At 63.6% G+C, this 25,129-nt stretch carries 20 protein-coding genes, 4 pseudogenes and 1 other annotated feature; of the genes and pseudogenes, 10 read left to right on the forward strand and 14 right to left on the reverse strand.

Annotated features, from left to right (window positions below):
• The first annotated feature begins 91 nt into the window (after window positions 1-91).
• On the forward strand, window positions 92-883 hold the full coding sequence (locus ABNQ40_RS08650; protein ID WP_109046993.1) for an FkbM family methyltransferase: 792 nt from the start codon (window positions 92-94) through the stop codon (window positions 881-883).
• Window positions 884-951: 68 nt separating this feature from the next.
• Window positions 952-2,100 carry a transposase gene (locus tag ABNQ40_RS08655; protein ID WP_109046992.1) on the forward strand — a complete coding sequence of 383 codons (1,149 nt, stop codon included), beginning with the start codon at window positions 952-954 and terminating at the stop codon, window positions 2,098-2,100.
• Between the two features lie 159 nt (window positions 2,101-2,259).
• Here ABNQ40_RS08655 and ABNQ40_RS08660 read toward each other — a convergent pair.
• A pseudogene (locus ABNQ40_RS08660) lies at window positions 2,260-2,742 on the reverse strand (recombinase family protein); the annotation flags it as partial.
• Here ABNQ40_RS08660 and ABNQ40_RS08665 point away from each other — a divergent pair.
• Both ABNQ40_RS08665 and ABNQ40_RS08670 read left to right on the forward strand, forming a co-directional pair.
• Window positions 2,731-3,962, forward strand: a protein-coding gene (locus tag ABNQ40_RS08665) for an IS3 family transposase (RefSeq protein ID WP_391346253.1) whose coding sequence is annotated in 2 segments (ribosomal slippage) — window positions 2,731-3,028 and window positions 3,028-3,962 — 1,233 coding nt in all. Because the reading frame shifts where the segments join, the coding sequence is not laid out codon by codon here. The pseudogene ABNQ40_RS08660 and the gene ABNQ40_RS08665 overlap by 12 nt on opposite strands.
• Window positions 3,015-3,131: a sequence feature (AL1L pseudoknot), on the forward strand. (Overlaps the previous gene by 117 nt.)
• A gap of 40 nt (window positions 3,963-4,002) precedes the next feature.
• Window positions 4,003-4,565 (forward strand): annotated as a pseudogene (locus ABNQ40_RS08670) (IS5 family transposase); the annotation flags it as partial.
• A 6-nt stretch (window positions 4,566-4,571) separates the two neighbouring features.
• On the opposite strand, the gene ABNQ40_RS08675 reads toward ABNQ40_RS08670, so the two are convergent.
• A complete protein-coding gene (locus tag ABNQ40_RS08675) occupies window positions 4,572-6,143 on the reverse strand; it encodes a tetratricopeptide repeat protein (protein WP_391346254.1) in 1,572 nt (523 codons plus the stop codon).
• Between the two features lie 204 nt (window positions 6,144-6,347).
• Here ABNQ40_RS08675 and ABNQ40_RS08680 point away from each other — a divergent pair, with 204 nt between their 5' ends.
• The 6 genes from ABNQ40_RS08680 to ABNQ40_RS08705 all read left to right on the forward strand — a co-directional run bounded on the left by ABNQ40_RS08680 (window position 6,348) and on the right by ABNQ40_RS08705 (window position 13,320).
• Window positions 6,348-7,532 carry a glycosyltransferase family 4 protein gene (locus ABNQ40_RS08680; RefSeq protein ID WP_109046989.1) on the forward strand — a complete coding sequence of 395 codons (1,185 nt, stop codon included), beginning with the start codon at window positions 6,348-6,350 and terminating at the stop codon, window positions 7,530-7,532.
• A gap of 15 nt (window positions 7,533-7,547) precedes the next feature.
• Window positions 7,548-8,465, forward strand: a complete 918-nt coding sequence (locus ABNQ40_RS08685; RefSeq protein ID WP_247879437.1) for a bifunctional 2-polyprenyl-6-hydroxyphenol methylase/3-demethylubiquinol 3-O-methyltransferase UbiG — start codon at window positions 7,548-7,550, stop codon at window positions 8,463-8,465.
• Window positions 8,462-9,241, forward strand: a complete 780-nt coding sequence (locus tag ABNQ40_RS08690) for a trans-aconitate 2-methyltransferase (RefSeq protein WP_109046987.1) — start codon at window positions 8,462-8,464, stop codon at window positions 9,239-9,241. The genes ABNQ40_RS08685 and ABNQ40_RS08690 overlap by 4 nt, the downstream gene beginning before the upstream one ends.
• A 110-nt stretch (window positions 9,242-9,351) precedes the next feature.
• Window positions 9,352-10,296 (forward strand): lysylphosphatidylglycerol synthase transmembrane domain-containing protein, encoded by a 945-nt coding sequence (locus tag ABNQ40_RS08695; protein WP_391346257.1) that lies wholly within the window; start codon window positions 9,352-9,354, stop codon window positions 10,294-10,296.
• Window positions 10,297-10,579: 283 nt separating this feature from the next.
• A complete protein-coding gene (locus ABNQ40_RS08700) occupies window positions 10,580-12,106 on the forward strand; it encodes a DUF6492 family protein (protein WP_109046985.1) in 1,527 nt (508 codons plus the stop codon).
• A 191-nt stretch (window positions 12,107-12,297) separates the two neighbouring features.
• Window positions 12,298-13,320 carry a glycosyltransferase family 2 protein gene (locus ABNQ40_RS08705; RefSeq protein ID WP_109046984.1) on the forward strand — a complete coding sequence of 341 codons (1,023 nt, stop codon included), beginning with the start codon at window positions 12,298-12,300 and terminating at the stop codon, window positions 13,318-13,320.
• 55 nt (window positions 13,321-13,375) lie between these two features.
• Here ABNQ40_RS08705 and ABNQ40_RS08710 read toward each other — a convergent pair whose 3' ends face one another.
• From ABNQ40_RS08710 to ABNQ40_RS08765, 12 genes and pseudogenes are all read right to left on the reverse strand, one after another.
• Window positions 13,376-15,262 (reverse strand): hypothetical protein, encoded by a 1,887-nt coding sequence (locus ABNQ40_RS08710; protein ID WP_391346260.1) that lies wholly within the window; start codon window positions 15,260-15,262, stop codon window positions 13,376-13,378.
• Between the two features lie 50 nt (window positions 15,263-15,312).
• A complete protein-coding gene (gene asnB / locus ABNQ40_RS08715) occupies window positions 15,313-17,229 on the reverse strand; it encodes an asparagine synthase (glutamine-hydrolyzing) (RefSeq protein ID WP_391346263.1) in 1,917 nt (638 codons plus the stop codon).
• Between the two features lie 158 nt (window positions 17,230-17,387).
• Complete coding sequence (tnpC, locus tag ABNQ40_RS08720) at window positions 17,388-19,013, reverse strand: IS66 family transposase (protein ID WP_109047195.1); 1,626 nt, start codon at window positions 19,011-19,013, stop codon at window positions 17,388-17,390.
• 82 nt (window positions 19,014-19,095) lie between these two features.
• Window positions 19,096-19,443, reverse strand: a complete 348-nt coding sequence (tnpB, locus tag ABNQ40_RS08725; protein WP_109047194.1) for an IS66 family insertion sequence element accessory protein TnpB — start codon at window positions 19,441-19,443, stop codon at window positions 19,096-19,098.
• On the reverse strand, window positions 19,440-19,832 hold the full coding sequence (tnpA, locus tag ABNQ40_RS08730; protein WP_158285515.1) for an IS66-like element accessory protein TnpA: 393 nt from the start codon (window positions 19,830-19,832) through the stop codon (window positions 19,440-19,442). Before tnpA ends, tnpB begins: the two co-directional genes overlap by 4 nt.
• Before the next feature lie 228 nt (window positions 19,833-20,060).
• A pseudogene (locus ABNQ40_RS08735) lies at window positions 20,061-20,393 on the reverse strand (IS66 family transposase); the annotation flags it as partial.
• A 111-nt stretch (window positions 20,394-20,504) separates the two neighbouring features.
• Window positions 20,505-20,633 (reverse strand): annotated as a pseudogene (locus ABNQ40_RS08740) (IS3 family transposase); the annotation flags it as partial.
• A 118-nt stretch (window positions 20,634-20,751) separates the two neighbouring features.
• Window positions 20,752-21,531, reverse strand: a complete 780-nt coding sequence (locus ABNQ40_RS08745; RefSeq protein ID WP_391346266.1) for a class I SAM-dependent methyltransferase — start codon at window positions 21,529-21,531, stop codon at window positions 20,752-20,754.
• A gap of 141 nt (window positions 21,532-21,672) precedes the next feature.
• Window positions 21,673-22,644 (reverse strand): glycosyltransferase family 2 protein, encoded by a 972-nt coding sequence (locus ABNQ40_RS08750; RefSeq protein WP_109047130.1) that lies wholly within the window; start codon window positions 22,642-22,644, stop codon window positions 21,673-21,675.
• 96 nt (window positions 22,645-22,740) lie between these two features.
• A complete protein-coding gene (locus ABNQ40_RS08755) occupies window positions 22,741-23,526 on the reverse strand; it encodes a class I SAM-dependent methyltransferase (RefSeq protein WP_109047129.1) in 786 nt (261 codons plus the stop codon).
• On the reverse strand, window positions 23,523-24,629 hold the full coding sequence (locus ABNQ40_RS08760; RefSeq protein ID WP_109047128.1) for a DegT/DnrJ/EryC1/StrS aminotransferase family protein: 1,107 nt from the start codon (window positions 24,627-24,629) through the stop codon (window positions 23,523-23,525). The genes ABNQ40_RS08755 and ABNQ40_RS08760 overlap by 4 nt, the downstream gene beginning before the upstream one ends.
• 49 nt (window positions 24,630-24,678) lie before the next feature.
• Window positions 24,679-25,113 carry a hypothetical protein gene (locus tag ABNQ40_RS08765; RefSeq protein ID WP_109047127.1) on the reverse strand — a complete coding sequence of 145 codons (435 nt, stop codon included), beginning with the start codon at window positions 25,111-25,113 and terminating at the stop codon, window positions 24,679-24,681.
• Window positions 25,114-25,129: the final 16 nt, after the last annotated feature.

The raw sequence follows: 25,129 nt of genomic DNA on the forward strand, positions 1-25,129 counted from the left end.
GCCGAAACTGTGCCACGCCGGTCGCTCCGGCGTGGCACTTTTATATTCGCACCGCCGAAACGACGGTGGGACCGTGACCGGAGTGTGAGCCGTGAGCATTGCCGACGGCCTTAAGATCGCTTTCGACGTCCATCTGTCCGGAAATCTGGAGCGGGCGGATGAGTATTACCAAGCCATCCTGCGCGTCAGCCCGGGCCACCCGATGGCGGCGACGCTGCTGGGGCTGATCCGGTCCCAGCGGACGATGGTCCGCCAAAGCAAGCACAAGACGCTGGCCCTGCTGCGCGGCCGGGGCTTCCGACCCGCCACGGTGATCGATGTCGGGGCCCAGACCGGCACGCCGCCGCTCTACGAGGTCTTCCCCGACGCCCACCATGTGCTGATCGAGCCGGTGGCGGAGAACGAACCGGCGCTGCAACGGCTGTGCGCGGAGCTGCGCAGCGCCGAATACCGCATCGCCGCCGTTGCCAGCCGGGATGGCATGGTCCTGCTGGAGGTGTCCGACGACCGGCTCTACTCCTCCGTCGTTCCGGAGGGTGCGGACGCCCCGCCGGGCCTGCGCAGCGTGCCCGGTGTCTCGCTCGACACCCTGTGTGCCGAAGGCCGCTATGCTGGGCCGATGCTGGTGAAGGTCGATGTCGATGGTCTGGAACTGGAGGTGCTGGCCGGCGCCGTCACCCTGATGCGGCCGGACGCCGTCTTCGTGATCGAGGCGACGGTGGCCGGCAATGATGCCCGCCTGCCTCGCATCATCGACGCAATGGCACCTTACGGTTTCCAGGTCTGGGACATCGTCGATCCCCTCTATCGCCCCGGTGACGAGCGGATGTGGCAGGTGGATGTGGTGATGGTCCACCGCGACGGCCCCTACGCCGCGCTCTGATCCTTAGAACACCTTGCTCTGTCGAATGCCTCGCGGTCTGACGGAGTGATGCCCATCTGCCGGGTATCATGGAAAATCATCTGCTGTGCTTTGCGCGGCTGGCCCATGCTGTGGCGCGCCGCGCGCTTCCCGTACTTCTGAGCAAGTACGCCCGCCCTACCTATCGGCCTTCCAGCCTGTTTGCCGCTCTGCTCGTGAAGGAGCATCTCCGCCTGAACTATCGCGGCTTGGAGGACCTGCTGCGGATCTCAGGCCAACTTCGTTGCCTGTTCGGCTTCCTGAGCGTCCCCGACCACTCCACCTTCTGGTGGTTCGCTCGCCGCTGGCTCAGCGCCGAACTGGTGGCGTCGGCTTTGGCGGAGACCGTGCGCCGGGTCAAACGCGATGGCCAGCGGTGCCAAGTTGCCCTGGACAGCACAGGGCTCTGGCTCAGCCATACCTCACGGTATTTCGAGTGGCGGGCCAATCGCGAGCGCGGTCAGCGTGGATGGCTGAAGTGGGCGTTGGCGATGTGGGTGGGCCCGCAGATGCTCTTGGCGCAACGGGTTCGTCCAGGACCAGCGGGCGATTTCCCCGATCTGGTCCCGCTGGCGACTGACGCCTCTGCGGTGATGGCCTTCGACGAGGTGATCGCGGATGCCGGATACGACAGCGAGGCCAATCATCGCTTCTGCCGCGAGACATTGGGCGTCCATTCCCTCATCCCGGCGAAGAAGCGGCGCTCGATCAAGGTCATCGCAACCACCCCATACCGGCAGGAGATGCACCGACTGCTCAATGACCCAGGGGATGCTGCCAGCAAGCGCGCTTACCGGCAGCGCTGGAAGGTCGAAATAGTCCTTCCGCAAATGACAAAAACGCCCGCGCTCGCCGTCCGGGCTGAGCGGGATGACGTAGCGGATTTCCACCTCACATCCGGTAACGACGATGCGGTCGATCAGCAACTCCACGAGTTGGCGGCGCCGCGCGAAATCAGCGTCAGCCAAGCCGGACTGCATCCGCTGGCAGAAATCGGCTGCCGAAGCGGCCCAGCCAGCGAGCTTCATGTGACGGCCGGCTTGAGCGTCCAACTGTTCTGCTTGGGTGCGCAAACCTTGCATTCGCTCATCCGCCACCTGACGCCGGCGTTGATATTCCGGCAGAGGGATCACGCCGAGCAGATACGCGTCCGTCAGGCGCTCCATCTGCTGCTCAAGCCCACACTGACCTTTACGTAGCTGTTCGCGTCGGGCTTGCAGTTCCTGGGGCAGCCAGCCTCCGCCATGCGCCCGGCTGAGGGCTTGGGCAATCTGCTCAGGGGCGGTAAGGAGTGCACAGAGATCCTTCCAAACCAAATCATCGAGCTGCTGAGCCGGAGCGTAGCGTGCTGAACAAGAGGTTTCTCGCCCGCTGGTGATCGCATCGCCTTTGCCACGGCAGACATAGTAATTGTATCCTGGGTGAACGGTGCGGCACACACACCCTGACTGACAGACGCCACAGCTTACCAACGCCCGCAGCAGATACTCATGTCGGGTGTTATGACGCCGTGCAAATGCTTGGTTTTGATCAAGTTTATCCCGAGCCTGCTTGAACTGTTCCTCACTGATCAAAGCCGGGATGTTCGCCACCGGCATCCACTGTTCTGCTGGCGTCGGGATCGACGAATCCGAAGGGCGGCCGATGGGGTGAGTGGCCGACCGACGGCTGCGGGGTGGACGGCTGCGCCACCGCCCGGCGAAGACTTGGCCGGTATAGCTGGGGTTGGTCAGAATGCCGCGCAGGGTGGTTGGGGACCAATGCGGCCGGCCAGTCTGAACCGCTCCGGGTTTGTTGGAGGCTCCATTTCTTGAGAAGATGGAGTCATCATGACGAAGCAGAGATCAGCGAAATACGCCCCTGAAGTCCGCGAGCGCGCGGTTCGGATGGTGTTCGAGCATGAGGGGGATCACGCCTCGCAGTGGGCTGCGATCGGCTCGATCGCGTCCAAGATCGGCTGCACGGCGGAGACACTGCGGGGCTGGGTCCGGCAGGCCGAGCGCGACCAGGGCAAGCGGCCCGGCCCAACGACGGACGAGCAGGAGCGGATCAAGGCGTTGGAGCGTGAGGTGCGGGAACTGCGCCAGGCGAACGAGATCCTGCGCAAGGCGTCGGCGTATTTCGCCCAGGCGGAGCTCGACCGCCCGTTCCGGAAATGATCACCTTCATCGACGCGCACCGCGCCGTCCACGGGGTCGAGCCGATCTGCAAGGTGCTGCCGATCGCCCCGTCCACCTATCGCGCCCATGCCGCCCGGCGGGCCGATCCGGCCAAGGCGCCGGCCCGCTCGCGAAGTGACGCGGAGCTGAGGGAGGCTATCCGGCGGGTCTGGGACGCGAACTTTCAGGTCTACGGGGTACGGAAAGTGTGGCGACAGTTGCGGCGGGAGGGCACCGACGTGGCGCGCTGCACGGTGGCCCGGCTGATGAAGCACATGGGTCTGAAGGGGGCGACACGCGGCAAGGCGGTGCGCACCACGATCAGCGACCGCGCCACACCATGCCCAGCCGACCGGGTGAACCGCCAGTTCCAGGCGCCGCGCCCGAATGCCTTGTGGGTGGCCGACTTCACGTACGTGGCCACATGGCAAGGCTTCGTCTACGTCGCCTTCGTCATCGACACCTTCGCCCGCAAGATCGTGGGCTGGCGGGTGTCGCGCACCGCCCACGCCGGCTTTGTCCTGGATGCCCTGGAGCAGGCGCTTCACGACCGCCGGCCAGCCAAGGGCAGCGGCCTCATCCATCACTCCGACCGCGGGTCGCAATATGTCGCTGTCCGGTACACCGAGCGTCTCACCGACGCCGGCGTCGAGCCATCCGTGGGCAGCGTCGGCGACAGCTATGACAACGCCTTGGCCGAGACCATCAACGGCCTCTACAAGACCGAACTGATCCGGCGCCGAGGACCGTGGCGCACCCTGGAAGCCGTCGAGTTCGCCACCCTGGAATGGATCGATTGGTTCAACAACCGGCGCCTTCTCGAACCCATCGGCAACATTCCGCCTGCCGAGGCCGAAGCGCGCTACTATGCTCAAACCGAGGCCGTCGCTATCGCGGCGTGACTCAAACCAAATGGCCTCCGACAAACCCGGAGCGGTTCACCTGCACCGTGTCCTCTTGGATCGGCTGGGCTATGCCAACGCGATCAACTGGGAGCGAGCCGCCGTGGACAGCGCCGCAGTCCCGGCAAAAAGGGGGGCGAAGCGACCGGGCCGAACCCGACGGACCGTGGCAAGCCGGGTTCCAAGCGCCACATCCTCGTTGATGCCAACGGCATCCCGCTGGCCGTGAGGATTTCTCCAGCCAACCGGCATGACAGCAAGCTCCTGGAGACGTTGGTCGATGCCGTGCCGGCAATCCGCCAATGTGCGGGCCGGCCACGGCGCCGACCAGCCAAACTGCACGCCGACAAGGGCTACGACTTCGCCCACTGCCGGCAGGCGCTACGCCGGCGGGGGATCATTCCACGCATCGCCCGGCGTGGCATCGAGAGCAGTGAGCGCCTTGGCCGACACCGATGGGTGGTCGAGCGGACGCTCGCCTGGTTTGCCCGCTTCCGCCGCATCGCCGTCCGCTATGAACGGCGCGCCGATATCTTCACCGCCTTCCACCACATCGCTGCCAGCCTCATCTGCTGGAGATTCGTCCAGAGATGGTTCTGTTAGGCGCTCTTATTCGGCAGCGCGCTCACGCAGGGCCTGCTCCAGCCGGTCCATGGCGTTGTTCCAGGAGCCGGGCCGGTCCTGGCGGAACAGGCGCATGGTGGGGTACCAGGGGCTGTCGTCGCGGTCGAGCATCCAGCGCCAGTCGGGGGCGAAGGGGACCATGACCCAGACCGGGACGCCGAGGGCGCCGGCGAGATGGGCGACTGAGGTGTCGACGCAGACGACGAGGTCGAGGCCGGCCATGATGGCGGCGGTGTCGGCGAAGTCGCGGATGTCGGGCGACAGGTTCAGCAGGGGGAAGCCGCCGGGCGGGTTGGCCGCCTGCCCTTCGGTCGGTCCTTTCTGGATGGAGACGAGGCTGATGCCGGGAATGGCGGCCAGCCGCGCGAAGGGAGCCAGCCCGATGGAGCGGTTCTTGTCGTTGCCGTGGGTCGGCGATCCCGCCCAGACGATGCCGACCTTCAGACCGCTCAAGCCTGCCAGCCGCTCGCCCCAGCGCGCCGCCAACTCCGGCTCCGCCGACAGGTAGGGAACGCGGGACGGCACGGTTTCCAGTCGGGTGTCGAACAGCGCCGGCAGGCTCAGCACTGGGATCTGGACGTCGAAGTCGGGCAGCGGCCCGCCGGTCTCCACCGGGATGGTGCCGGGCAGGCTGCGCAGCACCGGCAGCAATGCCCGCTGACATTCCAGATAGACCGGCTGTCCCCCCGTTCCTCCCCCGGCTGTTTGGGCCAGCAGCGGCAGATAGCGCACGAACTGCAGCACGTCGCCGAAGCCCTGTTCCCAATAAACCAGCAGCCGCCGGCCCTTCAGCGGCGAGCCGTCCCAGCGCGGCCTGTCGAAGCTGCGCTGGGGTGAGGGCAGGCGGCCATGCTTCCAGCGCCATTCATAGCCCCGCCAGCCCTTGACGAAATCGCCCAGCAGCAGCCGGACCAGGGATTCGTTCCAATGGGCGCCGGCGAAATCCGGATCCAGCCGGGTCGCCCGCCGGAAGGCCAGCAGCGCCTCCCAGAAGATGCCCTTATCCTTTAACGTGGAGCCCAGGTTGCTGTAGGCCCCGGCATAGTGAGGATCCAGCACGATGGCGCGACGGAAGCGTGCCGCTGCCTCGTCCACCCGGTGGTCCATGCGCAGCATGGCGCCGTGGTTGTTGGCGATCTCCGCATTGTCGGGCGCCAGGACAAAGGCGCGGGCGAAAACGTCGCAGGCTTCCTCCGGCCGTTTCAGCCGCTCCAGTTGGACGCCAAGCTCGTTGAGCAGGGCCGGCTGGTCGGGTTTCAGCCGGATCGCGGCGCGATAGGCCCTTACCCCCTCCTCCAGTTGGCCGAGGCGGACCAGCAGCGCCCCCAGGTTAATCCAGCCGTTCAGCGAGTTCGGCGCCAAGCTCAGGGCGCGACGGAGCAGGGCCAACGCTTCCCCATCGCGGCCGGCGTCTGCACGCAGCAGTCCCAGATTGTTGACGGCGGGGGCGAACTGGGGGGCGACGGCGACGATCTCGCCATACAGCCGGGCGGCCTCCCCGGCCTGGCCGCTCTGCTGGAAGCCGAGAGCCGTGGCGAAGGCTTGCTGGATATTCATGAAGGACAGCATTGCCCCGGTTGAGGAACTGGTTTTGGACAGCATCGGGAACCGGCGTGATCAGTAGCAGAGATGGCCAGTGCTGGAAAGGACTGGCGCCGGCCGGACGGAGGTGGGGTGGCAGGGGGGCCGGTTGACCGCTTGCATTGCCGCCGTTCACCGCCCATCAATGGCGCTCGTCGAACGGGGAATGTGGCGCGCGGCATGGCACGGCTTCTGCTGATCAATTACGAATTTCCGCCGCTGGGTGGCGGAGCGGCCAATGCCACCGACAACACCGCGCGCGAACTGGCAGCATTGGGCGAGGAGGTGCTGGTGCTGACCTCCGCCTTCGGCAACCTGCCGCGGGTGGAGCGCCGGGCCGACGGGGTGGAGATCCACCGCATCTCCACCCTGCGCCGCCGCCGCGACCGCAGTTCGGTGGTGGAGATGCTGGCCTTCCTCGCCAGTTCACTGGTGATGGCGCCGTGGATCGCTGCCCGCTGGCGCCCGGACGCCACCATTGCCTATTTCGGCCTGCCCTGCGGCCCGGCGGCCTGGATGGTGAAAGCACTGTCCGGCGTGCCCTATGCGGTCAGCCTGCGCGGCGGCGACGTGCCGGGCTTCCAGTATGACGGCATCTCGCTCTATCACCGGCTGGCCGGGCCGGTGATCGGCTGGCTGTGGCGCCGGTCCTCGGCCGTCGTCGCCAACAGCGAGGGGCTGGCCGACCTCGCCCGCCGCTTCGCCCCTGACCAGCCGATCGCCATCATCCCCAACGGCGTCGATGCCGCCCGCTTCTTCCCCGCCGATACGACAAGTGCCGGCGACCGCCTGTCGCTGCTGTTCGTCGGCCGGGTGGTGCGCCAGAAGGGGTTAGACGTGCTGTTCGAGGCGCTCGCCAACCTGTCGCCGACTCTGCGTGACCGCATCGGCCTGACCATCGTCGGCGATGGCCCTGCCCGGTCGGAGCTGGAGGCGCAGGCCGCCCGGCTCGGGCTGTCGGAACGCATCGCCTTTCGCGGCTGGCTCGGGCGCGACGAGCTTCCCGCCGCGTATCGCGCCGCCGACGCCTTCGTCTTTCCATCGCGCGACGAGGGCATGCCCAACGTGGTGCTGGAGGCGATGGCCGCCGGCCTGCCCGTGGTGGCGACCCGCATCGCCGGCAACCGCGATCTGGTGGTGGAGGAGGAGACCGGCCTGATGCTGGATGCCGACGACACCCCGGCGCTCGCCGCCGCGCTCGCCCGTCTGGCCGGAGACCCGGCCCTGCGCCGTCGGCTGGGCGAGGGCGGGCGCCGCCGGGTGGTCGAGCATTTCTCCTGGCGCGCCGTCGCCGCCGCTTACCGCGATCTGTCGCTCGCCGGTCACGCCGCGGCGGGACATGTTCGGTCGGCGCAGGCGGACTGAGCGGCGTCGCTTGACGTGCTGTTGACATCCGATGGCTTTCGGGAGCGTATGGCGGCGCGGCAGAGCGGATCGGACAGCAAGGGATCGGACAGCGTGGCGGAACCGGTGAAGACGGCGGAAGGCAGGGGCGGCACCCCGGCCGGACCATCCGCCCTGGCCTTCGATTTTGGCGAGAACTGGGACCATTACTCGCGCACGGTGCTGGACGAGCCGCGGCTGGTGGCGGCCATCGACAGCCTGAAGGGGCTGGTCGGGACCGACCGGCTGAAGGACGCCAGCTTCTGCGACGTCGGCTCCGGCTCCGGCCTGTTCACCATCGCCGCCGGCAAACTGGGCGTCTCCCGTGCGCTGGGCTTCGACGTCAACCCCACCGGGGTCGAGGTCGCCCGCCGCAACCTGGGCCGCTTCGCGCCGGATTTGACCGACCGCATCGAGTTCCGCCGCGGGTCTGCGCTGGACAGCAGCTTCGCCAGCTCGCTCGGCCGCTTCGACGTGGTCTATGCCTGGGGCTCGCTGCACCACACCGGCTCCATGTGGCCGGCGATCGAGACGGTAGCGCCGCTGGTGGCGCCGGGCGGCACCTTCGTGCTGGCGCTTTACAACCGTCACTGGACCTCGCCGATCTGGACCCTGATCAAGATCGTCTACAATCTGTCGCCGGGCTTCCTGCGGAAAGTCTGGGATTGGACTCTGGGCTCGCTGATGTTCCTGGCGACCTGGGCGATCACCGGGGCCAACCCGCTGCGCAAGGAGCGCGGCATGGAGTTCTGGGTGGACGTGACCGACTGGCTCGGCGGTTACCCCTATGAATATGCCAGTGCCGACGAGGTGCGGGCGCGGATGGACGCGCTCGGCTTCGACATGCTGGAGGTCCGTCCGCCGCGCGTGCCGACGGGCTGCAACGAATTCATCCTGCGCCGGAGGCCCGCATGAGCGACGACGCATTCAAGTCCGCCACTCCCCTCTCCACTCCCTTGCCGGCGGCGGCGGCTGACCATCCCGGCGGCGTCGATTACGACGACAGCTGGGAGCGTCGCTGGAACGACATGCGCAAATACGGCCCGACCGGCCGGCATCTGCGCCGCATCGTCACCGAGATGGTGCGCCCGCTGAATTACGACAGCTTGGCTGACGTCGGCTGCGGCCAGGGCTCGCTGCTCGCCACGCTGATGCCGCTGAAGCCGCAGGCCAGCTACACCGGCCTCGACTTTGCCGCCAAGGCCATCGACGTCGCCCGCCGCAGGGCGCCCAATGCCGAGTTCGGCCTGCTCGACGTCGCCGCCGGCCATCTCGACCGCCGCTTCGATCTGGTGGTCTGCACCGACGTGGTCGAGCATATCGAGGACGATGTCGCGGCACTCCGCAACCTTGCCGCCATGACCGGCCGCTACCTGCTGGTCTCCACCCTGCAAGGGCGGATGCGCGACTTCGAGCGCACGGTCGGCCACCACCGCAACTATGCCCGCGGCGAGTTGCAGGCCAAGATCAAGTCGGTCGGGCTGGAGATCGAGCGGGTGGTGGAGTGGGGCTTCCCCTTCTTCTCGCCACTCTACCGCAACGTCCTGGGCGCCGCCAGCGGCCAGGGCACGGAAGGCGACTACGGCCCCGGCCGCCGACTCATTGCCGAGGCGCTGTACCACATCTTCCGCCTGAACTCCTGGTCGCACGGCGACTACATCTACGTGCTGGCTCGCCGGCCGGGGTCGTGAGTTCCCTGCCTCTCCCCCATGCGCCCGGCGGGTCTTCGCTCCGCCGGGCGCATGGGGGAGAGCATGATCTTCTTTCATCACGTCATGATTTCATGAAAAGGTGTCTTTAAATGCGTCCCCGCCTGAAGGCCCTGGTCAGCGCGCTGCTGGTCGCCCTGCTGCTATGGCGGGTCGATGTGGCGGAGGTCGGGCGGGTGCTGGCGGTGGCCTCGCCGGGGCTGATGGCGCTCGCCGGCCTGCTGTTCTTCCTGATGCATGTGCTGAACGCGCTGAAGCTGCGGGTGCTGCTGCCGGAGCTGCGGGCCGGGCGGCTGCTTGCCTACACGCTGGTGGCGCAGCTCTATGCGCTGGTGCTGCCGGGCCAGCTGGCGGGGGAGGCGGTGAAGGCCTACCGGCTCAGCCGTGACGAAGGGCAGGGAGAGATCGGCGGCGGCCGCATCGTCTCGGCGGTGGCCTTCGACAAGGTGACGGGAATCGCCGGGCTGCTGCTGTTGACCGGCGGAGGGCTGGCGGTGCAGTCGGCGCGCTTCGGCGACGGGCTGCTGGTGGCGGTGGTGCTGGTGCTGGCCGGGCTGGCCGCGGCGACCGCCTTTCTGGCCTGGTCGCCGGCGCGCACGCTGCTCCTGGCTCTGCTGGGCTGGCGCGCCGGGCCGAAGCGCGAGGCCTGGCTCCTCGGCCCGCTGCGCCGCTTTCTGGAGGCTTGGCGCGACCAGACACGCCGGCCGGGGCGGGCATTGCTGTCTGTCGCCGTCGGGATCGCGGTGCAGGTGGCGGCGGTCGCCGGCAGCCAGTCGCTCGGTCTGGCGGTCGGCATCGACCAGCCCTTTTCGGTGTGGAGCGCGGTGATCGGGGTGATGTCGGTGATCGTGCTGATGCCGATCACCGTTGCCGGCATCGGCCTGCGCGAGGCGTCGCTGGTCGGGCTGCTCGATCTGGTCGGGGTGCCGCACGCCCAGTCGCTGGCGCTAGGCTTCGGCATCCTCGCCTTCCAGGCGATGGTCGCCTTGCTGGGTGCCGTCATTGACCTGACGGTCTTGCGAGAGCAGCGGACATAACTTTAACCTGAATGCCACTTCTTCCCCTGGCTCTTCGGGCTTGCGATCCAGCCGCTCGGTTGGCGATGTCGGAAGGGCGGAGAAGAAGGCCTCCCAACCTCAGGCTTTGAGCAATGGTTTTTCCGAAGATCCTAAGTTACTCTTTTTGCAGGAACCACCATACGTCGCCTCTCCCCCGCCCGAAGGATTCTTCGATGTGTCCGATGTCCTCTGCATGATGCTTTATAAATTGTGGTGGTAGGTTGAGAAAACTCTTTATAAATTTCCTGTTCTGGCTGAGAGAATGACGAAGATTATTAAAAACGTTGTCTGTGTTGCGACGCTCAAGGACATCCAGGTCTGGATTCACGCGTCATACGCTATTCCCCGGCATATCAAGGCTGAACGTTACGTTGTTGTCACGCCCGAAAAATATACTCGCATCTTCAAAGCGGTGGGAAACCCCCGCTTCGAAGTCATCGCGGAGACTGTCGTGGCTCCCAACATCGATCTGGAATATGTCGCCAAGCGAATGCCGGAGGGGAACCGGTCTCGGGCCGGCTGGTATTATCAGCAAATCCTGAAAATCAGCAGCCTGTTGCACCTGCCGTCTGCTCCGGACGATGTACTGCTTATCTGGGATGCTGACACGATCCCCTTATGCGATCTGAATTTTATTCAGGACGATAATCTTATCTATTTCAAGGGAAGAGAAAAACACCACCTTCCCTATTTTCAAGCCATTCGAAAGCTGACCGGTTTAGAGAAGCGCGTAAATTTCAGCTTCATTGCCCAGTGCTTTCCCATTTTCCGGGAGTGGCTCGACGAGTTTGTTGCAGTCGTCGAGAACAGGCACGAGGAACGCTGGTGCGACGCGATCTTGTCCGCGACCGACCTGTCTGAAGTCTCAGGCTTCAGCGAATACGAAACGATGGGAACCTTCCTCGCCAACACTCGGCCTGAACGCATCTATGTCAACCACATGGCTTGGGAGCGCTTCGGCAATCGGATCTGCCCGGTCGAGCGGGCGCGTCCAGATGTTCTGGGAACGGGATGTGCTTTCGTGTCTTATGAATCCTGGGCGCCTGCCCAGCACCCCGCGGACAGGCGGGAATTGCCGATGCCGAAGGATGAGCAGGGTTTTATCGACCTGTTCTTCAACAGGATGACGGGTTCTCGAGGTGTGATCCAGATCGGCGCCAACGATGGGATGATGGAGGATCCGCTTCACCGATATCTGTCCGACGAACGGCACAACGCCGTTTCCGCAGTCCTGATCGAGCCGCTGGGCTATTACTTCGACAATTTGGCCAGACTTCATGCTACCCGGCCGAATACGCTGATGCTGAAAATGGCGGCGGGCATGAGCGAGGCGGAACGGAAATTCTACCATATTCTCCCGGAAGTTGCCGATGAAATGAATGGTGATGGGCCGTCGAACAATTGGGCACACGGACAGGGCAGCTTTTTTCGTGAAAGCGTTGAATTCTGGATCCGGCAGAACCAATTCCGGGGCGAGGTCTATCAGGCGAACATTGGCCGCTATCTTGCCGCTATCCACGAAACCGTCGTCAATGTCATGCCGCTGCGTTCCCTTGCGTTGGGCGGGATCGACAACCTGCTACTCGTGATAGACGTGCAGGGGGCGGAACTCGATGTCCTTCTGGGCGTGGATTGGCGCAAGCGTCCGAACTGGCTGATCTTCGAACAGGATATCGCAGTGGTCGGGTTGATCGAGGAGCTTCTTACCGCTCTTGGCTACGTCTACATCTGTGGCACCAGCAATCCTGTTTGGGGGCTGGCGGAGGCTCCGGTCCAATTCGTGAGGTGATCTGGAACGCCTACCAGACAGGTATCCTCCCTCCTCTCGGCGATGGACGCGGGGTTGCCGAAAGCGTGGCGCCCGATTGTGTGCCCTTCCCCGATCTTCCGCCCAATTAGCCGTTGCGCTCGCCGGATCCTGCGGCCATACCATGGCCCGGCATCGCACCCACAGATGACAGCAGCCTCCGGACCCGTTCGATGACCCTCCTGCTTGCCCCCGGATCCGCCACCACGGACACCGGCACGGTTTCCGTCTCGGTCCTGATTCCGGTCTATAACGAGGAGGACAACATCGCCCCCCTGTGCGGCCGGCTGATCCCGGCGCTCGACGGGCTGGGGCGTAGCTTCGAGGTCATCTTCGTCAATGACGGCTCCACCGACGGGACGGAGGCGGAGTTGCAACGGGTGGCGTCCGACAGCCGCATCCGCGTCATCAATTTCCGCCGCAACGTCGGCCAGACCGCGGCGATGATGGCCGGCATCGACCATGCCCGCGGCGACGTCATCGTGCCGATGGACGGCGATCTCCAGAACGACCCGCAGGACATCGCCGGGCTGCTCGCCAAACTGGACGAGGGCTACGACGTGGTGTCGGGCTGGCGCGCCGACCGGCAGGACGGTTTCCTGCTGCGCACGCTGCCGAGCCGGATGGCCAACAAGCTGATCTCCACCATCTCCGGGGTGAAGCTGAACGACTATGGCTGCACGCTGAAGGCCTACCGGCGCCAGATGCTCCAGGGCTACCGGCTCTATGGCGAGATGCACCGCTTCGTGCCGATCTACGCCCGCTGGCAGGGCGCCAAGCTGACCGAGATGCCGGTGCGCCATCACCCGCGCCGCCACGGCCAGTCGAAATACGGGCTGGAGCGGGTGCTGAAGGTCGTGCTCGACCTCGTGGTCGTGAAGTTCCTGACCCAGTACGAGACCAAGCCGATCTACATCTTCGGTTTCGCCGGCCTGATGTTCATGGGTCTGTCGGTGCTGGCCGGCATCTATGCCATCTACCTGAAGCTGGTCGACGGCATCTCCTTCATCCTGACGCCGCTGCCGCTCCTGGTGACGATGGGGCTGGTCACCGGCGTGATGTGCATCCTGATGGGGCTGCTGGCCGAACTGCTGGTCCGCATCTATTTCGAGAGCCAGGGCAAGAGCCACTATTCGATTAAGACCATGCTGAACTTCGACGGGCCGCCCCCGCCGGACCGTAGCCTCCGGGACTGATCGGTCCCGATAAAGAAAAGGCCCCGCACCGGGAACGGTGCGGGGCCTTTTCGCATCAGGGCGTCGCCGCCACCCCGCCGGGCGGCGTCAGTTCCTTCAGCCCGCCGTCATGGCCCAGCACGAACAGCCGCACCCGCTGGCCGGTCAGTTCGGCCGGAACCGCCAGGCTGAAGCCGCTGTCGGTCATCCGCCCGTCCTTCAGCACGGCGGCGACGTCGGGCCGGGTACCGCCGGTCGGGGATGTTGCCACGATGCGGTCGCCGACACCCAGCAGGACGAAGGCGGCCGGCGCCGGCACCGCCGTATCGACCGCCCAGCCGAGTGCGGCCAGCGAGCCGGAGGGAAGCTGCGTGAAGCGGTCGAGCGAGCCGAGCAGACCGCCGTTGCGCGGCGATGTTTCCAGCCGCAGCCGTGCCGACGCCTCATCCAGCTTGCCGGCTTGCAGCAGCGTCGCCAGCATCGCCCGCTCCGGCCGGCTGGCGTCATCGGCCAGGATCGTCTGCACGAAATCGGCCTTCAGGTCGTAGGCGGCGTGGAGGAAGGGCGCGATGTCGCGCGGCGAGGCCGAGGGGCAGACCAGCGGCTGGTTCCAGTCCATCCCGTCCGGCCTGCGGATGGCGTGCAGATAGGTACCGACGCAGCGTTCCGCCGCCGCGTCGCGTTCCGCCACCATGCGGTTGAGGCCGGCGACGCTCCAATGCCGCCAGAAAGCGTCCGTCCCGGCGCCATGGCCGCCGGCGAGCGCCGCCACCAGCACCAGACCGGCAAACGCTCCTGCCCCCGCCCCCGCCCTCGTGCGGCGGCCGAACAGGAGAGTCCAGCCGGCCACCGCGGCGGGGAAGGCCAGCAGCACCGGATAGGCGTAGCGTGGGATGGTGCCGCAGCGCATGGCGTTGGCGATGCCCTCGCCGCACAGCCCGGCCCGGCCCAGAGCGGTGGTCATGGTGACGATCACCGCCCCGGCGATCAGCCCGGAAATGGCGAGGGCGGCATTGCGCTTCTCCCGTCCGGCGCGGCCCAGCAGCAGGCCCGCTGCCGGGATGAGGCAGAGCGCCAGGGCCACTGCGCCCGCCGTCAGCGACAGCGGTGCTCCCACCGCCTCCACCGGCAGGCCGGCGGCGGTGGCGAAGGCGCCCAGCAGGAAGGCCCAGAAGCCGCTGTGCCAGGGCAGCACCAGAGGCTGGCCGGTGTGGTTGGCGTAGGAGCCGTGGAAGGTCATCCACAGCATCGCCGCGGTCAGCAGCAGTCCGCCGCCGACCGCCACCAGCGTCCGGCCGTCCAGGCGATCGCGCCATTCCTCCTGGCGCAGGGCCAGCACCGCCCCGGCCCCGGCAGCCCCCAGGGCATAGCTGGCGCCGAACACCCCGGTGGAGCCGAAGGCCAACAGTAACAGCGTCGCCATCACCAGCCGCCCGCGGGCCAGCGTGTGGAGGAACAGGAACAGGCAGGTGAAGAAGATCGGCTGGGCCAGCCCCATGTGCTGGTAATAGAAATACTCGTTGTTCAGCGTGCCGGTCAGGAACAGCCCGGCCGCCACCACCGGCACCCCATCCCAGGCCGAGCGCACGCAGTCCCGCAGCAGCACCAGGGCGTAAGCGGCGAGCATGGCGGCGAAGGCCAGCCAGCCGACCAGCCGGAAGGCGAGGAAATCGACGCCGATGGCCTGCCACAGCCCGTGGGTCAGCAGCTTGAAGACGGGCGCGACATGGTCGCTGTCCTTGGCGAAGATCGACTGGACGGTCAGCGGCTGCTGCACGCCCTGGGCGGTGCCGAAGAAATAGCCCCAGTCGTCCCAATAGGGCAGGCCGGTGCTGGCATGCATGTTCATGCCGAACTGATAGGCGACGATCAGCGCCCCCAGCCCCAGCAGCAGCCCGACCAGGATGCGGGCGGGCGACGAACCGCGGCCGGCGGGGACATCGGAGCGGGCAGCATCGTGCATGTCCGCTCCCCCGTGCGTCCGGGAGAGCGAACGGTCCAGACTGTCTAGGCTCATGCGGCGTTTTCCATCGGTGCCGGGGTCGGTGCCGGGGCCGGGCGGTCCAGCGCAGTGGCGAGCGCGGTCCAGGCCCACAGCAGGCCGCGGTGGTCGGCCTGCCCGCTGCGGTGCTCGTCCCAGCGCGCCGCCAGCCACTTGCCGTCCACCCCGATGCGCGCCGCGGTCTCCAGCGGCGGCTGGGGCAGGTGGCGCAGCCAGCGGCTCAAGGGGATGCCGAAGCCTTTCTTGGGCCGCGACAGGATCGCCGGCGGCAGCAGCGGGGCCATCGCCTTCTTCAGGATCCATTTGCGGGTGCCGGCCCGGATGCCGTTCGGTTGCAGCTTCACGCCGGCCGGCAGGCGGCTGACGAAGGCGACGAGGTCGCGGTCGAGGAAGGGCGAGCGCGTCTCCAGCGAACAGAACATGCTGGCGCGGTCGGCCTTGATCAGCAAATTCTCGCCCAGATAGAAGCGGCCGTAGAACTCGATGGAGCGGTCGACGTCGTGCCGGCTGGCGCCCGAGCGCCACAGGGCGTCGGCCTCGTCATACAGCTCGTCGGCGGTCAGCTCGGCGCCGAACAGCCGCGACACCTCCTCCACCGACGCCGGACCCAGCCAGGCCGGCATCCAGTGCGCCGGCCGGTGGCCCAGCCCGCGCAGCGCCCGGCGCAGCTTGAAGTCGAAGCTCATGTTGCGGTCCGAGCGCGGCAGTCGGTGGGCCACCGCCTCCGCCAGCCGGTGCAGCGGGCGGGGGACGGCATGGTGATAGAGCCGCGCCGTGCGCAGCGCGTCGAAGGTGTCGTACCCCGCGAACAGCTCGTCGCCGCCGTCGCCGGTCAGCGCCACCGTCACCCGTTCGCGGGCGAAGCGCGACAGCAGATGCGTCGGCAGGATGGAGGGATCGGCGATGGGATCGTCCAGCCGGCCCAGCAGCTCCGGCAGCATTCCCGCCGCGGTGTCGAGGTTCAGCGTGCGGCAGGCATGGTCGGTGCCGTAATGGCGTGCGGCGTCGGCCGCATAGCCGCTCTCGTCGAAGCTCGGCTCGTCGAAGCCGATGGTGAAGGTCTTCATGGTGGCCGGGTCGCGGTGGTGGGCCGCGAGCGCCACAATGGCGGCACTGTCGATGCCGCCGGACAGGAAGAAGCCGACCGGCACGTCGCTCAGCATGCGGCGTTCCACCGCGCGGTCCAGCAGCTCGCGCAGCTCCTCGGCCCACTGGTCGGGACCGCCCGGCGGCTGGTCGTCCACCACCATGCGGTATTCCCAATAGCGGCTGGCCGACAGCCGGCGGCTGGCCAGGTCGTAGACCATGCTGCAGCCGCCCGGCAGCTTGCGCACCGCGGCATGGGCGGTCAGCGGCGCCGGGATGAAGCCGTAGGCGAAATATTTGACCAGCGCGGTGCGGTCGAGCGTGTCCGGCACCGACGGGTGCGACAGCACCGCGGTGGCCTCCGACGCGAAGACCAGCCCGTCCGCCGTCTCGGCATAGAACAGCGGCTTCTTGCCGAAGCGGTCGCGGCCGAACACCAGCCGGCCCCGGCGGCGGTCGTACAGGCAGAAGGCGAACATGCCGTTCAGCCGCTCCAGCATGTCCAGGCCCCATTCCCGATAGCCGTGCAGCAGCACCTCGGTGTCGGAATGGTCGGTGACGAAACGGTGCCCGGCCTGCTCCAGCGCGCGGCGCAGTTCCGGCGCGTTGTAGATCTCGCCGTTGTAGACGATGACCAGATCGCCCTCCGCCGTCGCCATCGGCTGATGGCCGCCCTCGATGTCGATGATGGCGAGGCGGCGGAAGCCCAGATGCACGGCCAAGGCGCCGCCGGTGTCGATATGGACGCCGTCGTCGTCGGGACCGCGGTGGCGGATGATGCTGGTCATGACGGCGAGGTCGCGCTCGCCGCCGGGTCCGGCGAAGCCGGCGAAACCGCACATGGGGCTGCTCTCCCGAAGGGACTGCCGAGGGTGGCGACGGGGGCTAGGTGTAGCGCCTCGGTCGGCCGGGGGCCATGACGAAATACCGAGGTCGAAAGGTCCAACCGGGAATCGGCAACGCTGCGGGGCTAACAGTAAGCATCCGGTGAGTGCCGCTGTCAGGCCACTTTCGTCTGCTCGCGGATTGCCTTCCAGTTCCAGGGCAGCAGTTCGTGCAGGCGGGTTTGGGGGATGTCGTTGATGCGGGCCAGCACGTTGGCGAGCCACACCTGCGGGTCAACGTCGTTGAGCTTGGCCGTGGTGATCAGGCCATACATGATCGCCGCCCGCTGCCCGCCGCGATCGGAGCCGCAGAACAGCCACGCTTTCCGGCCCAAAGCGATCCCACGCAGGCCGCGTTCGGCGGCGTTGTTCGTCAGGCATAGCCTGCCGTCGCCGAGGAACCGAGTGAAGCCGTCCCATCGGGTCAACATGTAGTCCATCGCCTTGGCCACGGGGGCATGGCGGGAGAGCCGGGCGCGCTCCGTCCGCATCCAATCCTCCAGCGCGGCTACCAGGGCGACGCCGTGCTCCTGGCGGGCCGCCAGCCGCTCGGCCGCCGGCTTGCCGTTCAGGGCGCGCTCGAGATCAAAGATGGCGTCGATGCGCTTCACGGCTTCCAGTGCCAGCGGTGAGAGCGGCGGGGCGTCCTTGCCGCGCCTGGTGTTCGCGGCGATGTCGGCCAGCTTGAAGAAGCCCCGCCGGGCATGCGCCCAGCACAGCACGTCGCGGATCGGCCCCGGCTTGCGGTCGGGTTCGTACAGCCGGTTGTAGCCGGCGAACGCATCGGCCTGCAGCCAGCCCGTGAAGCCGGCCAGGTGCCGTTCGGGATGCTCGCCCTTGCGATCTCGCGAATAGTGGAACAGTGCTGCCGGTGGGGCTTGGCCGGCAAACGGCCGGTCATCACGCACATACACCCACAGCCGCCCGGTGTCGGTCTTGCCCTTGGCCAGCACCGGCACCGGCGTGTCGTCTCCATGCAGGCGATCCGCCGCCATCACATGCGCGGCGATCAGGTCGTGCAGCGGCTTCAGCACCGCGGCGGCGGTGCCCACCTGGTCGGCCAGGGTGGACAGGCTGAGCGGCACACCCTCCCGCGCGAAGCGTTCGGCCTGCCGGTTCAACGGCTGATGCTGGCCGAACTTCTCGAACAGGAGGGTGGCCAGCAGGTGGGGGCCGGCCCAGCCCCGCGGGGTGGTGTGGAAAGGCGCCGGCGGCTGGCTGATCGTCTCGCAGGCCCGGCAGGAGAACCGCTCGCGCACCGTCTGGATCACCTTCCATTGGCGCGGGATCACCTCCAGCGTCTCGGTGATCGTCTCGCCCAGCTTGCACAGCTTGTCCGAGCCGCAGCACGGGCAGCTCACCGGAGCCGCCACAACGACGCGCTCGCGCGGCAGGTGGTCGGGAAAGGGCTGGCGCGACGGCCGCTTGCGGGTGAAGGCCGCCACCGCGGTGGTTTTGGCAGCGGCCTGCTCGGCCGCCAACTCGTCCTCGCTGGCCGTTGCTTCCAGCTCTTCGAGCTGGAACTCCAACTGATCCAGCAGGCGCGCCTTACGCTCGGAGCGCGTGCCATAGAGTTCGCGCCGGAGTTTCTCGATTTCCAGCTTCAGGCCGGCGATCAGCGCCTCGGTATTCGACGCTATCGCCTTGGCCCGCGCCGCTTCGGCTTCGGCCGCGTCCGCCCGCGCCTCGGCCTGCGCCAAGGCGGCGCGCAGGCTGGCAATGTCGTCGGGCAAGGCGTCCATAGGGCCGGATTATACCCTGAAACCCGTATCAATCCTTGCTCTTCCTGCCGGATGACGGCGGGCTGATTCACTGTGCCGCAGCCTATCCGGCCGAGCGTGGCCTCCAGGTTTGCTGGGGATTGCGCCAGTCGATTGCGTCGAGCAGATACGCGAGCTGAGACGCGGAAATGGCCACGGCTCCGTCAGCCGGACTGGGCCAAATAAAGCGGCCTCGCTCAAGCCTCTTCGCGTACAGCGACATGCCGAGCCCATCGTGCCACAGGCACTTCACCATGTCGCCGCGACGCCCACGGAAGACGTATAGATCGCCGGCATGAGGGTCCCGGCCAAGCCCTTCCTGGACCTTCAGCGCCAGCGAGTTCATTCCACAACGCATGTCGGTGACCCCGCCGGCCAGCCAGACCCGCACGCCTGACGGCACCGGGATCATGCTGACCGTCCCGACAACGCGGCGATCACCGTTCCGACCAGAGCCGGATCGGCCGGGCCGGTGATCCGCAGGCGGGCCGCAGCGAACTCAACCTCGATGATGCCGTCGGGCGGAGTGCAGGAGGCTGGGGTCGGTTCCGGCGCGTCCTCCAGCGACGGCTCATCGGTGGCGACGGTGATCGGCATGAAGGCCGGCAGCCGGGGTTGCGGACCGAAGAACTGGCGGCGCCAGCGGTACAGCAGGCTGACGTCCACGCCTTGGCGTCGGGCAACCTCAGTCGCTTTGACGCCGGGCTGGAACGCTTCTTCGACCAGCCGCAGCTTCTCCTCATCAGTGAACTGCCGCCGCTTCTCCAGACCCGTAATCACCTCGACGCGTTGGATAGTCATAGGGACTGCCATAGGGATAGCCATAGGGACAGGCCCCATGATTCAGCTTCCCCGCTCGGTCACAAGGCGGCGCTCGGCGGAGGGGTACCCTCATCAGTGAACTGCCGCCGCTTCTCCAGGCCCGTAATCACCTCGACGCGTTGGATAGTCATAGGGACTGCCATAGGGATAGCCATAGGGACAGGCCCCATGATTCAGCTTCCCAGGGCCGTCACAAGGCGGCACTCGGCGGAGGGGTACGGCTAACAAGAGCACCGTCTGGCAATGCGGGCAGCTCTCGGCCAAGCGGCGCTCGGTGCGATCGGGATCGGACGCGAGCGGCCGCGCGACGCCGGGACGTGATGGCCGTGCTTTACGGCACCGCTTCGCATTGCCGGCCTTGCCCTCAGGGCCATCCTGCGAGGGCGGGATGTGCGAGTTCGCCGAGGTCCTCTTCGGCTTGGCGACCAAGGCTTCCAGTTCGGAGATCCGCCCTGCCATGCGCTCGATCAGCGTCGCCTGTTCGACCAGCAGGGCGTCCTTCTCGGCGTCACTCAGGCGATAGCGTGGCGGAACCGTAATGGAGACGTTGACTCATGTCCGCCCTCTCAAACGCAACACCGGTTTGCTGGCCACCCCCAATACGCAAAATGCCAACGGCCGAGGCCCGGTCAGCCAGTCCGGTGAGCAGTTAGCATTGATCGGCGTTTGGTGTACCCTATGCTTGACCACCAGTTGCGACACCATCAGTTCGCTTCGGATCGTTTCCAGCGCCACCTTCGTCTTGAACTCTGTCGAATACCGTTTCCGTTTCCCCGTCATCGGGTTCGTCCTTCATCCTAGGCTAACCAAGCTTCTGCGACTGACCGGGAAACGGTGACTAAACTCACTTTCCACATGCTACATATATTGTTTGCACCTATAGAAGTGTTAATTAGTTCTAATTTTTCAGAAAGTGCAATAGAATTTCTCCTTCTTTCGATATTTCAGCACGGAATGGTTTGCCAAATCTGGCAATATTTTCTAAAGTCTCATTAAAATTTTTTAGAGTAGAAGCGCTTGCAATAAATTGCTTTGGGTGCACCAAACTTGCTGGTGCCTTTGGGTGGGTTGCTGCTGAAATGTCCTGCAATTTTTTGCTTTTCATAATTCCATTTTGATTTGCATAAATAATGCAATTTTGAGAGTACCAATATTGAACATCATTATCATTCCATATTTCAGGCCTAATGATGTCAAATGCTCTATACCCCCGCTTCATAAATTTCTCATACCAATATTCTGGCCATTGTTCATTTACATGATGCTCGCCTCCTTGATAGGGAGTGGCAGCTGAGAATAAAATAGTGTCTCCATGAAGACAAAGCATATCAATAAAAGAGTCTGATTTGTTTTCATAGAGATGTTCTGCCACTTCCAATGAAACGACAAGATCAAATCTGCGATTCACTTTTGCCAAAACGTTTAGATCATGGCTAATGAACCGTTCTTCTTCAATCATGAGCTTGTCCCTGGGGACATAATCTCCATCAATCCCAGTTATGTCGAAAACACCGTTTTCTTTGAAGCATCGAAGAAACGTACCTACTCCACACCCAATATCTATAACAGAATTTATCTCAAAAAGCTCTTTGACAATTGGCACGATGCGACAAGCTGACTTATATGATCCGTTCATTTGCTCATCATAAAAATTTCTGTCATAATTTCCAATACTCATTCTTCTTCCCTCCTTAGATTGACATTAAAGATATTCAATTATAAACAAGATTGATGCAGGCGTAAACGAAAATCCATAATCGTCCATTTTCAAATGGAAATTCACCTTCTGAATCTCCATAAGCGTTTCAATTTTATATATTCAGGATTGTAATCTTAAGTCGCTGTCCTCCAAATATGTTTCTTTAAAAATCCATTGTAGGAGGTTTTTATCTGATCTCAACTGTTGTTGATGATAAAAAAATCCATCAAGCACACCGCGCTGAATTTCCGATTGCACAGAATCCTCTGGTGCAGGGGAAAAGCGTGGAGCAAGCGCATGAGGGTTATCTGGTAGTTTTCCATATTTCCTTGTTGCCACATAAGAAAATGTAACTCCTTCGCTAAAATGACGTTTATATATATAAGGAATAGTCAAGCGCTCAGAGCTGACCCAATGGTTAACAGCTGCTAATGGTGAGTAAATAATACGTCCACCTTTTTGGGAAACAGCTTGTGACAAAGCTGTTTCTCCATCTCCACGATATTGCAAAAAATTCTGCGGCAAGGAGTCAGGGTGGAAGCCGCCAAGTTCTTCAACTTCTTTGCGGACGATAGAGTAATTGCAACCAAACGCTAGCTCTGCTGGAATCTGAAGCCATTGGTCGCCAAGATCAATAATGCTATAGCTAGCCAGATACCATGCGTCTGGAATTTGAGGAATTTTCTCCTTGAGAGTTTCAACCCAGGCGGGTGGAGTGTGCTCATACTCTGGCCGGCATGGGCCGGTAGCCAAAGTTGCCCCCGCACTCTTAAATGCACCGGCAATTCCATTCAGCCATGTAGGTTCACATCGGATATCATCATCACCGAATATCACCACATCTCCTTTCGCAGCTCGTAATCCTGTATGACGGGCTGCATGAAGGCCAGGCGCGGCTTGGTGAGTATAAGAAAATTTATCAAATTTTGAGGAAAATCCCTCGGCAACTTGCCGTGTTTGGTCTGTTGACCCGTTATCTACCACAATAACTTCAAATTCATCAGCATTGAAAGACTGATTCAAGATTGAGTCTAAAGCGCGAACAAGAAGATGTTGGCGATTGTATGTGGGAATAACAATTGAGAAAAACATCTTGTTCTCTGCATTCTTTCTTTATTGGTCTAGCTTGAGTTCCTGCGTTTTCCATAGTTTGATAATGCAGGAAAGGAAAATCCCCCTATGCTATATCTATATAGCTTTTGCGACACCTATTATATTCCATGAATTTTCGTCAGCAGGTTCTTTGTAGTCTGGAAAGCCGCTCAATTTGATCAATTTCAGTCCGGCGTAACCAAGGGCCAGATCAATCTCTTGCGGGAAGAAAAAGCGCATAACGTGTTCCTCATCCTGCTCATCAATAATATGCCCATTCTGGATACATAGCACTCCAAAATGTACATGACAGCGATGGTGTTGGGTGTCGACACGAGTTTCTGTAGTGCGAATGATACGAGTACCATTCTGATGCACTGTACGCACTCGTTGTCCTGGCTTGTCCGTGAGTACAGCCAAACCATTCCAAACATCAAAAATAAATAGACCACCAGGCTTAAGGTGTGATCGAACCGTAGAGAGTGTTGCCATCAGATCAGTATTCTCGTGCTGATACCCTAATACAGCAAACATCATCAAAACAGCGTCAAATCTTTCGTTAAGATTTAGGTTGCGAACGTCGCCATGGTGGAAAGTTGGAGAAATTGTGTCACCAGTCTCTTTTATTTTTTCTGCCTTCTCATAAGCCAAGGCTAACATGTCATGCGAACGGTCCACACCCGTTAACGTGTGACCACGTAGAGCCAAGGGAAAAACGTGATTCCCAGTTCCACAACCAAGATCAAGAAGGTGAATCGGGCCGCAGAATCCGTTCTCTTTCAAAATACTTTCGATAAGATCACATTCATTTTCATAGTCTTTGTCCCGATACAGAGCATCATAGGCCGCTGCATAACCCGCTCCGAAAACGCCATTACTCATGACATCACCTCACGCACTGCATTGCAGACTTTGTCGATTTGGATTTCCGTCAGCGGCAGGCCTGAAGGCAGATAGAGGCCGCGCCGGGCCAAGCGTTCAGTTTGCGGATAGTGTTCATCCACGAATAGGCCGCGGTCGTGGAAGACCGGCTGCTCATGCATGCCGAGAAAGAAGGGGCGCGTGTCGACGCCGCGCTCACGCAGGCGCCGAGCAAACTCGACGGCGTCGAAGGGCACATCATCGTCCAGTACCACGCCATACATCCAGTAGACGTTACGGACATCTGGCCGTTCCACCGGCAAGGCAAGGCCGGGCAGGTCGCCAAGGCGTTCAGCATAGAGTGCTGCCATACGCCGCTTGCGTGCCAGATGATCCTCGATCCGCTCGACCTGCGACACGCCGATGGCCGCCTGCACATTGGTCATGCGGTAGTTGTGGCCGAGCTCGGTATGCAGGAAGCGGCGGTCACGGCGGAAGCACAGGTTGCGCAGCGAGCGCATGCGTTCGGCAAGCGCCGCGTCGGCGGTCACCACCATGCCGCCCTCGCCGGTGGTGATGATCTTGTTGGCATAGAAGCTGAAGCAGCCCAGCGTGCCCATGCCGCCGGCCCGGCGGCCGCGGTACTCCGCTCCATGCGCCTCGGCTGCGTCCTCGACGACCGCAAGGCCATGGCGTTCGGCCAGTTCCAGCAGCGGAGCCATGTCCACTGGATGGCCGTACATGTGCACCGGCATGATGGCACGGGTGCGTGGCGTGATCCTGGCCGCGACCTGTACCATGTCCATGCACCAAGTGTCTGGTTCGCAATCGACCAGCACCGGTACGCAGCCCGCTTCGATCACTGCGAGAACACAGGAAATGATGGTCAGGCTGGGCAGGATAACTTCAGAACCGGGCTCCAGCCGAAGGGCTTCCATAGCAACCTGCAGCGCTACCGTACCATTGCATACGGCTACGCCATGCTCCACGCCGCAGTATTCAGCCCAGCGGCGTTCGAATTCAGGAATGAAGCGGCCGTCAGAAGATACCCAGCCTGTGCTGACGGCTTCCTGTACATAAGCGCATGCGCGCTCGTCCAAGAGCGGTTCTGAAACCGGAATCATGTGGTTGAACGCTCCTTTGGGAGGGCTGCCTGTCATCGGGTGATGGCGATCAGAGCCGTACGACGCGTGCTTGGTCGCGGCCGATACCAGCGAAACGGGTTTTGTCGGCCTCACCGGCATAAGGACCTTGCTTGACCTCGATCATCTCGACCTCATCCAGGATCTCGAATCCATGTCCGCCGGTGGCCAGCAGGATCACGTCGCCCGGGCCGAGCTCGCGGCTTTCGAGATAGGAACCGGCCTGAGTGTAGAAATCCACGCGTAGCCGGCCCCGGCGCAAGAACAGCACCTCCTGGGTGTATTGGACCTCGCGAGGCACCGGATTGTGGATATGAGGAGGGATAGCGTGGCCGGCGGGGTGGCGCATGTAGGCCAACTGCTGCGACAGATGGCTCGGCGTGAAGAAATGGACACCTGGCTCCTGGAAGCTGCTCCGTACGATCAGGGCAAGCTGTTCGCCGTTGAACTCGATTCGCTCGATCATGATTTTTGAGTACCCA

The organism is Azospirillum sp. A23, assembly GCF_042938965.1.
GTDB lineage: Bacteria > Pseudomonadota > Alphaproteobacteria > Azospirillales > Azospirillaceae > Azospirillum > Azospirillum melinis.

Coding starts and splice junctions, on each gene's coding strand:
- ABNQ40_RS08710 (WP_391346260.1), bottom strand. CDS start 15,262: ATGCACGATGCTGCCCGCTCCGATGTCCCCGCCGGCCGCGGTTCGTCG.
- ABNQ40_RS08755 (WP_109047129.1), bottom strand. CDS start 23,526: ATGAGTAATGGCGTTTTCGGAGCGGGTTATGCAGCGGCCTATGATGCT.
- ABNQ40_RS08675 (WP_391346254.1), bottom strand. CDS start 6,143: ATGAATATCCAGCAAGCCTTCGCCACGGCTCTCGGCTTCCAGCAGAGC.
- ABNQ40_RS08695 (WP_391346257.1), top strand. CDS start 9,352: ATGCGTCCCCGCCTGAAGGCCCTGGTCAGCGCGCTGCTGGTCGCCCTG.
- tnpB (WP_109047194.1), bottom strand. CDS start 19,443: ATGATCCCGGTGCCGTCAGGCGTGCGGGTCTGGCTGGCCGGCGGGGTC.
- tnpA (WP_158285515.1), bottom strand. CDS start 19,832: ATGACTATCCAACGCGTCGAGGTGATTACGGGTCTGGAGAAGCGGCGG.
- ABNQ40_RS08690 (WP_109046987.1), top strand. CDS start 8,462: ATGAGCGACGACGCATTCAAGTCCGCCACTCCCCTCTCCACTCCCTTG.
- tnpC (WP_109047195.1), bottom strand. CDS start 19,013: ATGGACGCCTTGCCCGACGACATTGCCAGCCTGCGCGCCGCCTTGGCG.
- ABNQ40_RS08760 (WP_109047128.1), bottom strand. CDS start 24,629: ATGATTCCGGTTTCAGAACCGCTCTTGGACGAGCGCGCATGCGCTTAT.
- ABNQ40_RS08750 (WP_109047130.1), bottom strand. CDS start 22,644: ATGTTTTTCTCAATTGTTATTCCCACATACAATCGCCAACATCTTCTT.
- ABNQ40_RS08655 (WP_109046992.1), top strand. CDS start 952: ATGGAAAATCATCTGCTGTGCTTTGCGCGGCTGGCCCATGCTGTGGCG.
- ABNQ40_RS08680 (WP_109046989.1), top strand. CDS start 6,348: ATGGCACGGCTTCTGCTGATCAATTACGAATTTCCGCCGCTGGGTGGC.
- ABNQ40_RS08765 (WP_109047127.1), bottom strand. CDS start 25,113: ATGATCGAGCGAATCGAGTTCAACGGCGAACAGCTTGCCCTGATCGTA.
- asnB (WP_391346263.1), bottom strand. CDS start 17,229: ATGTGCGGTTTCGCCGGCTTCGCCGGACCCGGCGGCGAGCGCGACCTC.
- ABNQ40_RS08745 (WP_391346266.1), bottom strand. CDS start 21,531: ATGAGTATTGGAAATTATGACAGAAATTTTTATGATGAGCAAATGAAC.
- ABNQ40_RS08700 (WP_109046985.1), top strand. CDS start 10,580: ATGACGAAGATTATTAAAAACGTTGTCTGTGTTGCGACGCTCAAGGAC.
- ABNQ40_RS08705 (WP_109046984.1), top strand. CDS start 12,298: ATGACCCTCCTGCTTGCCCCCGGATCCGCCACCACGGACACCGGCACG.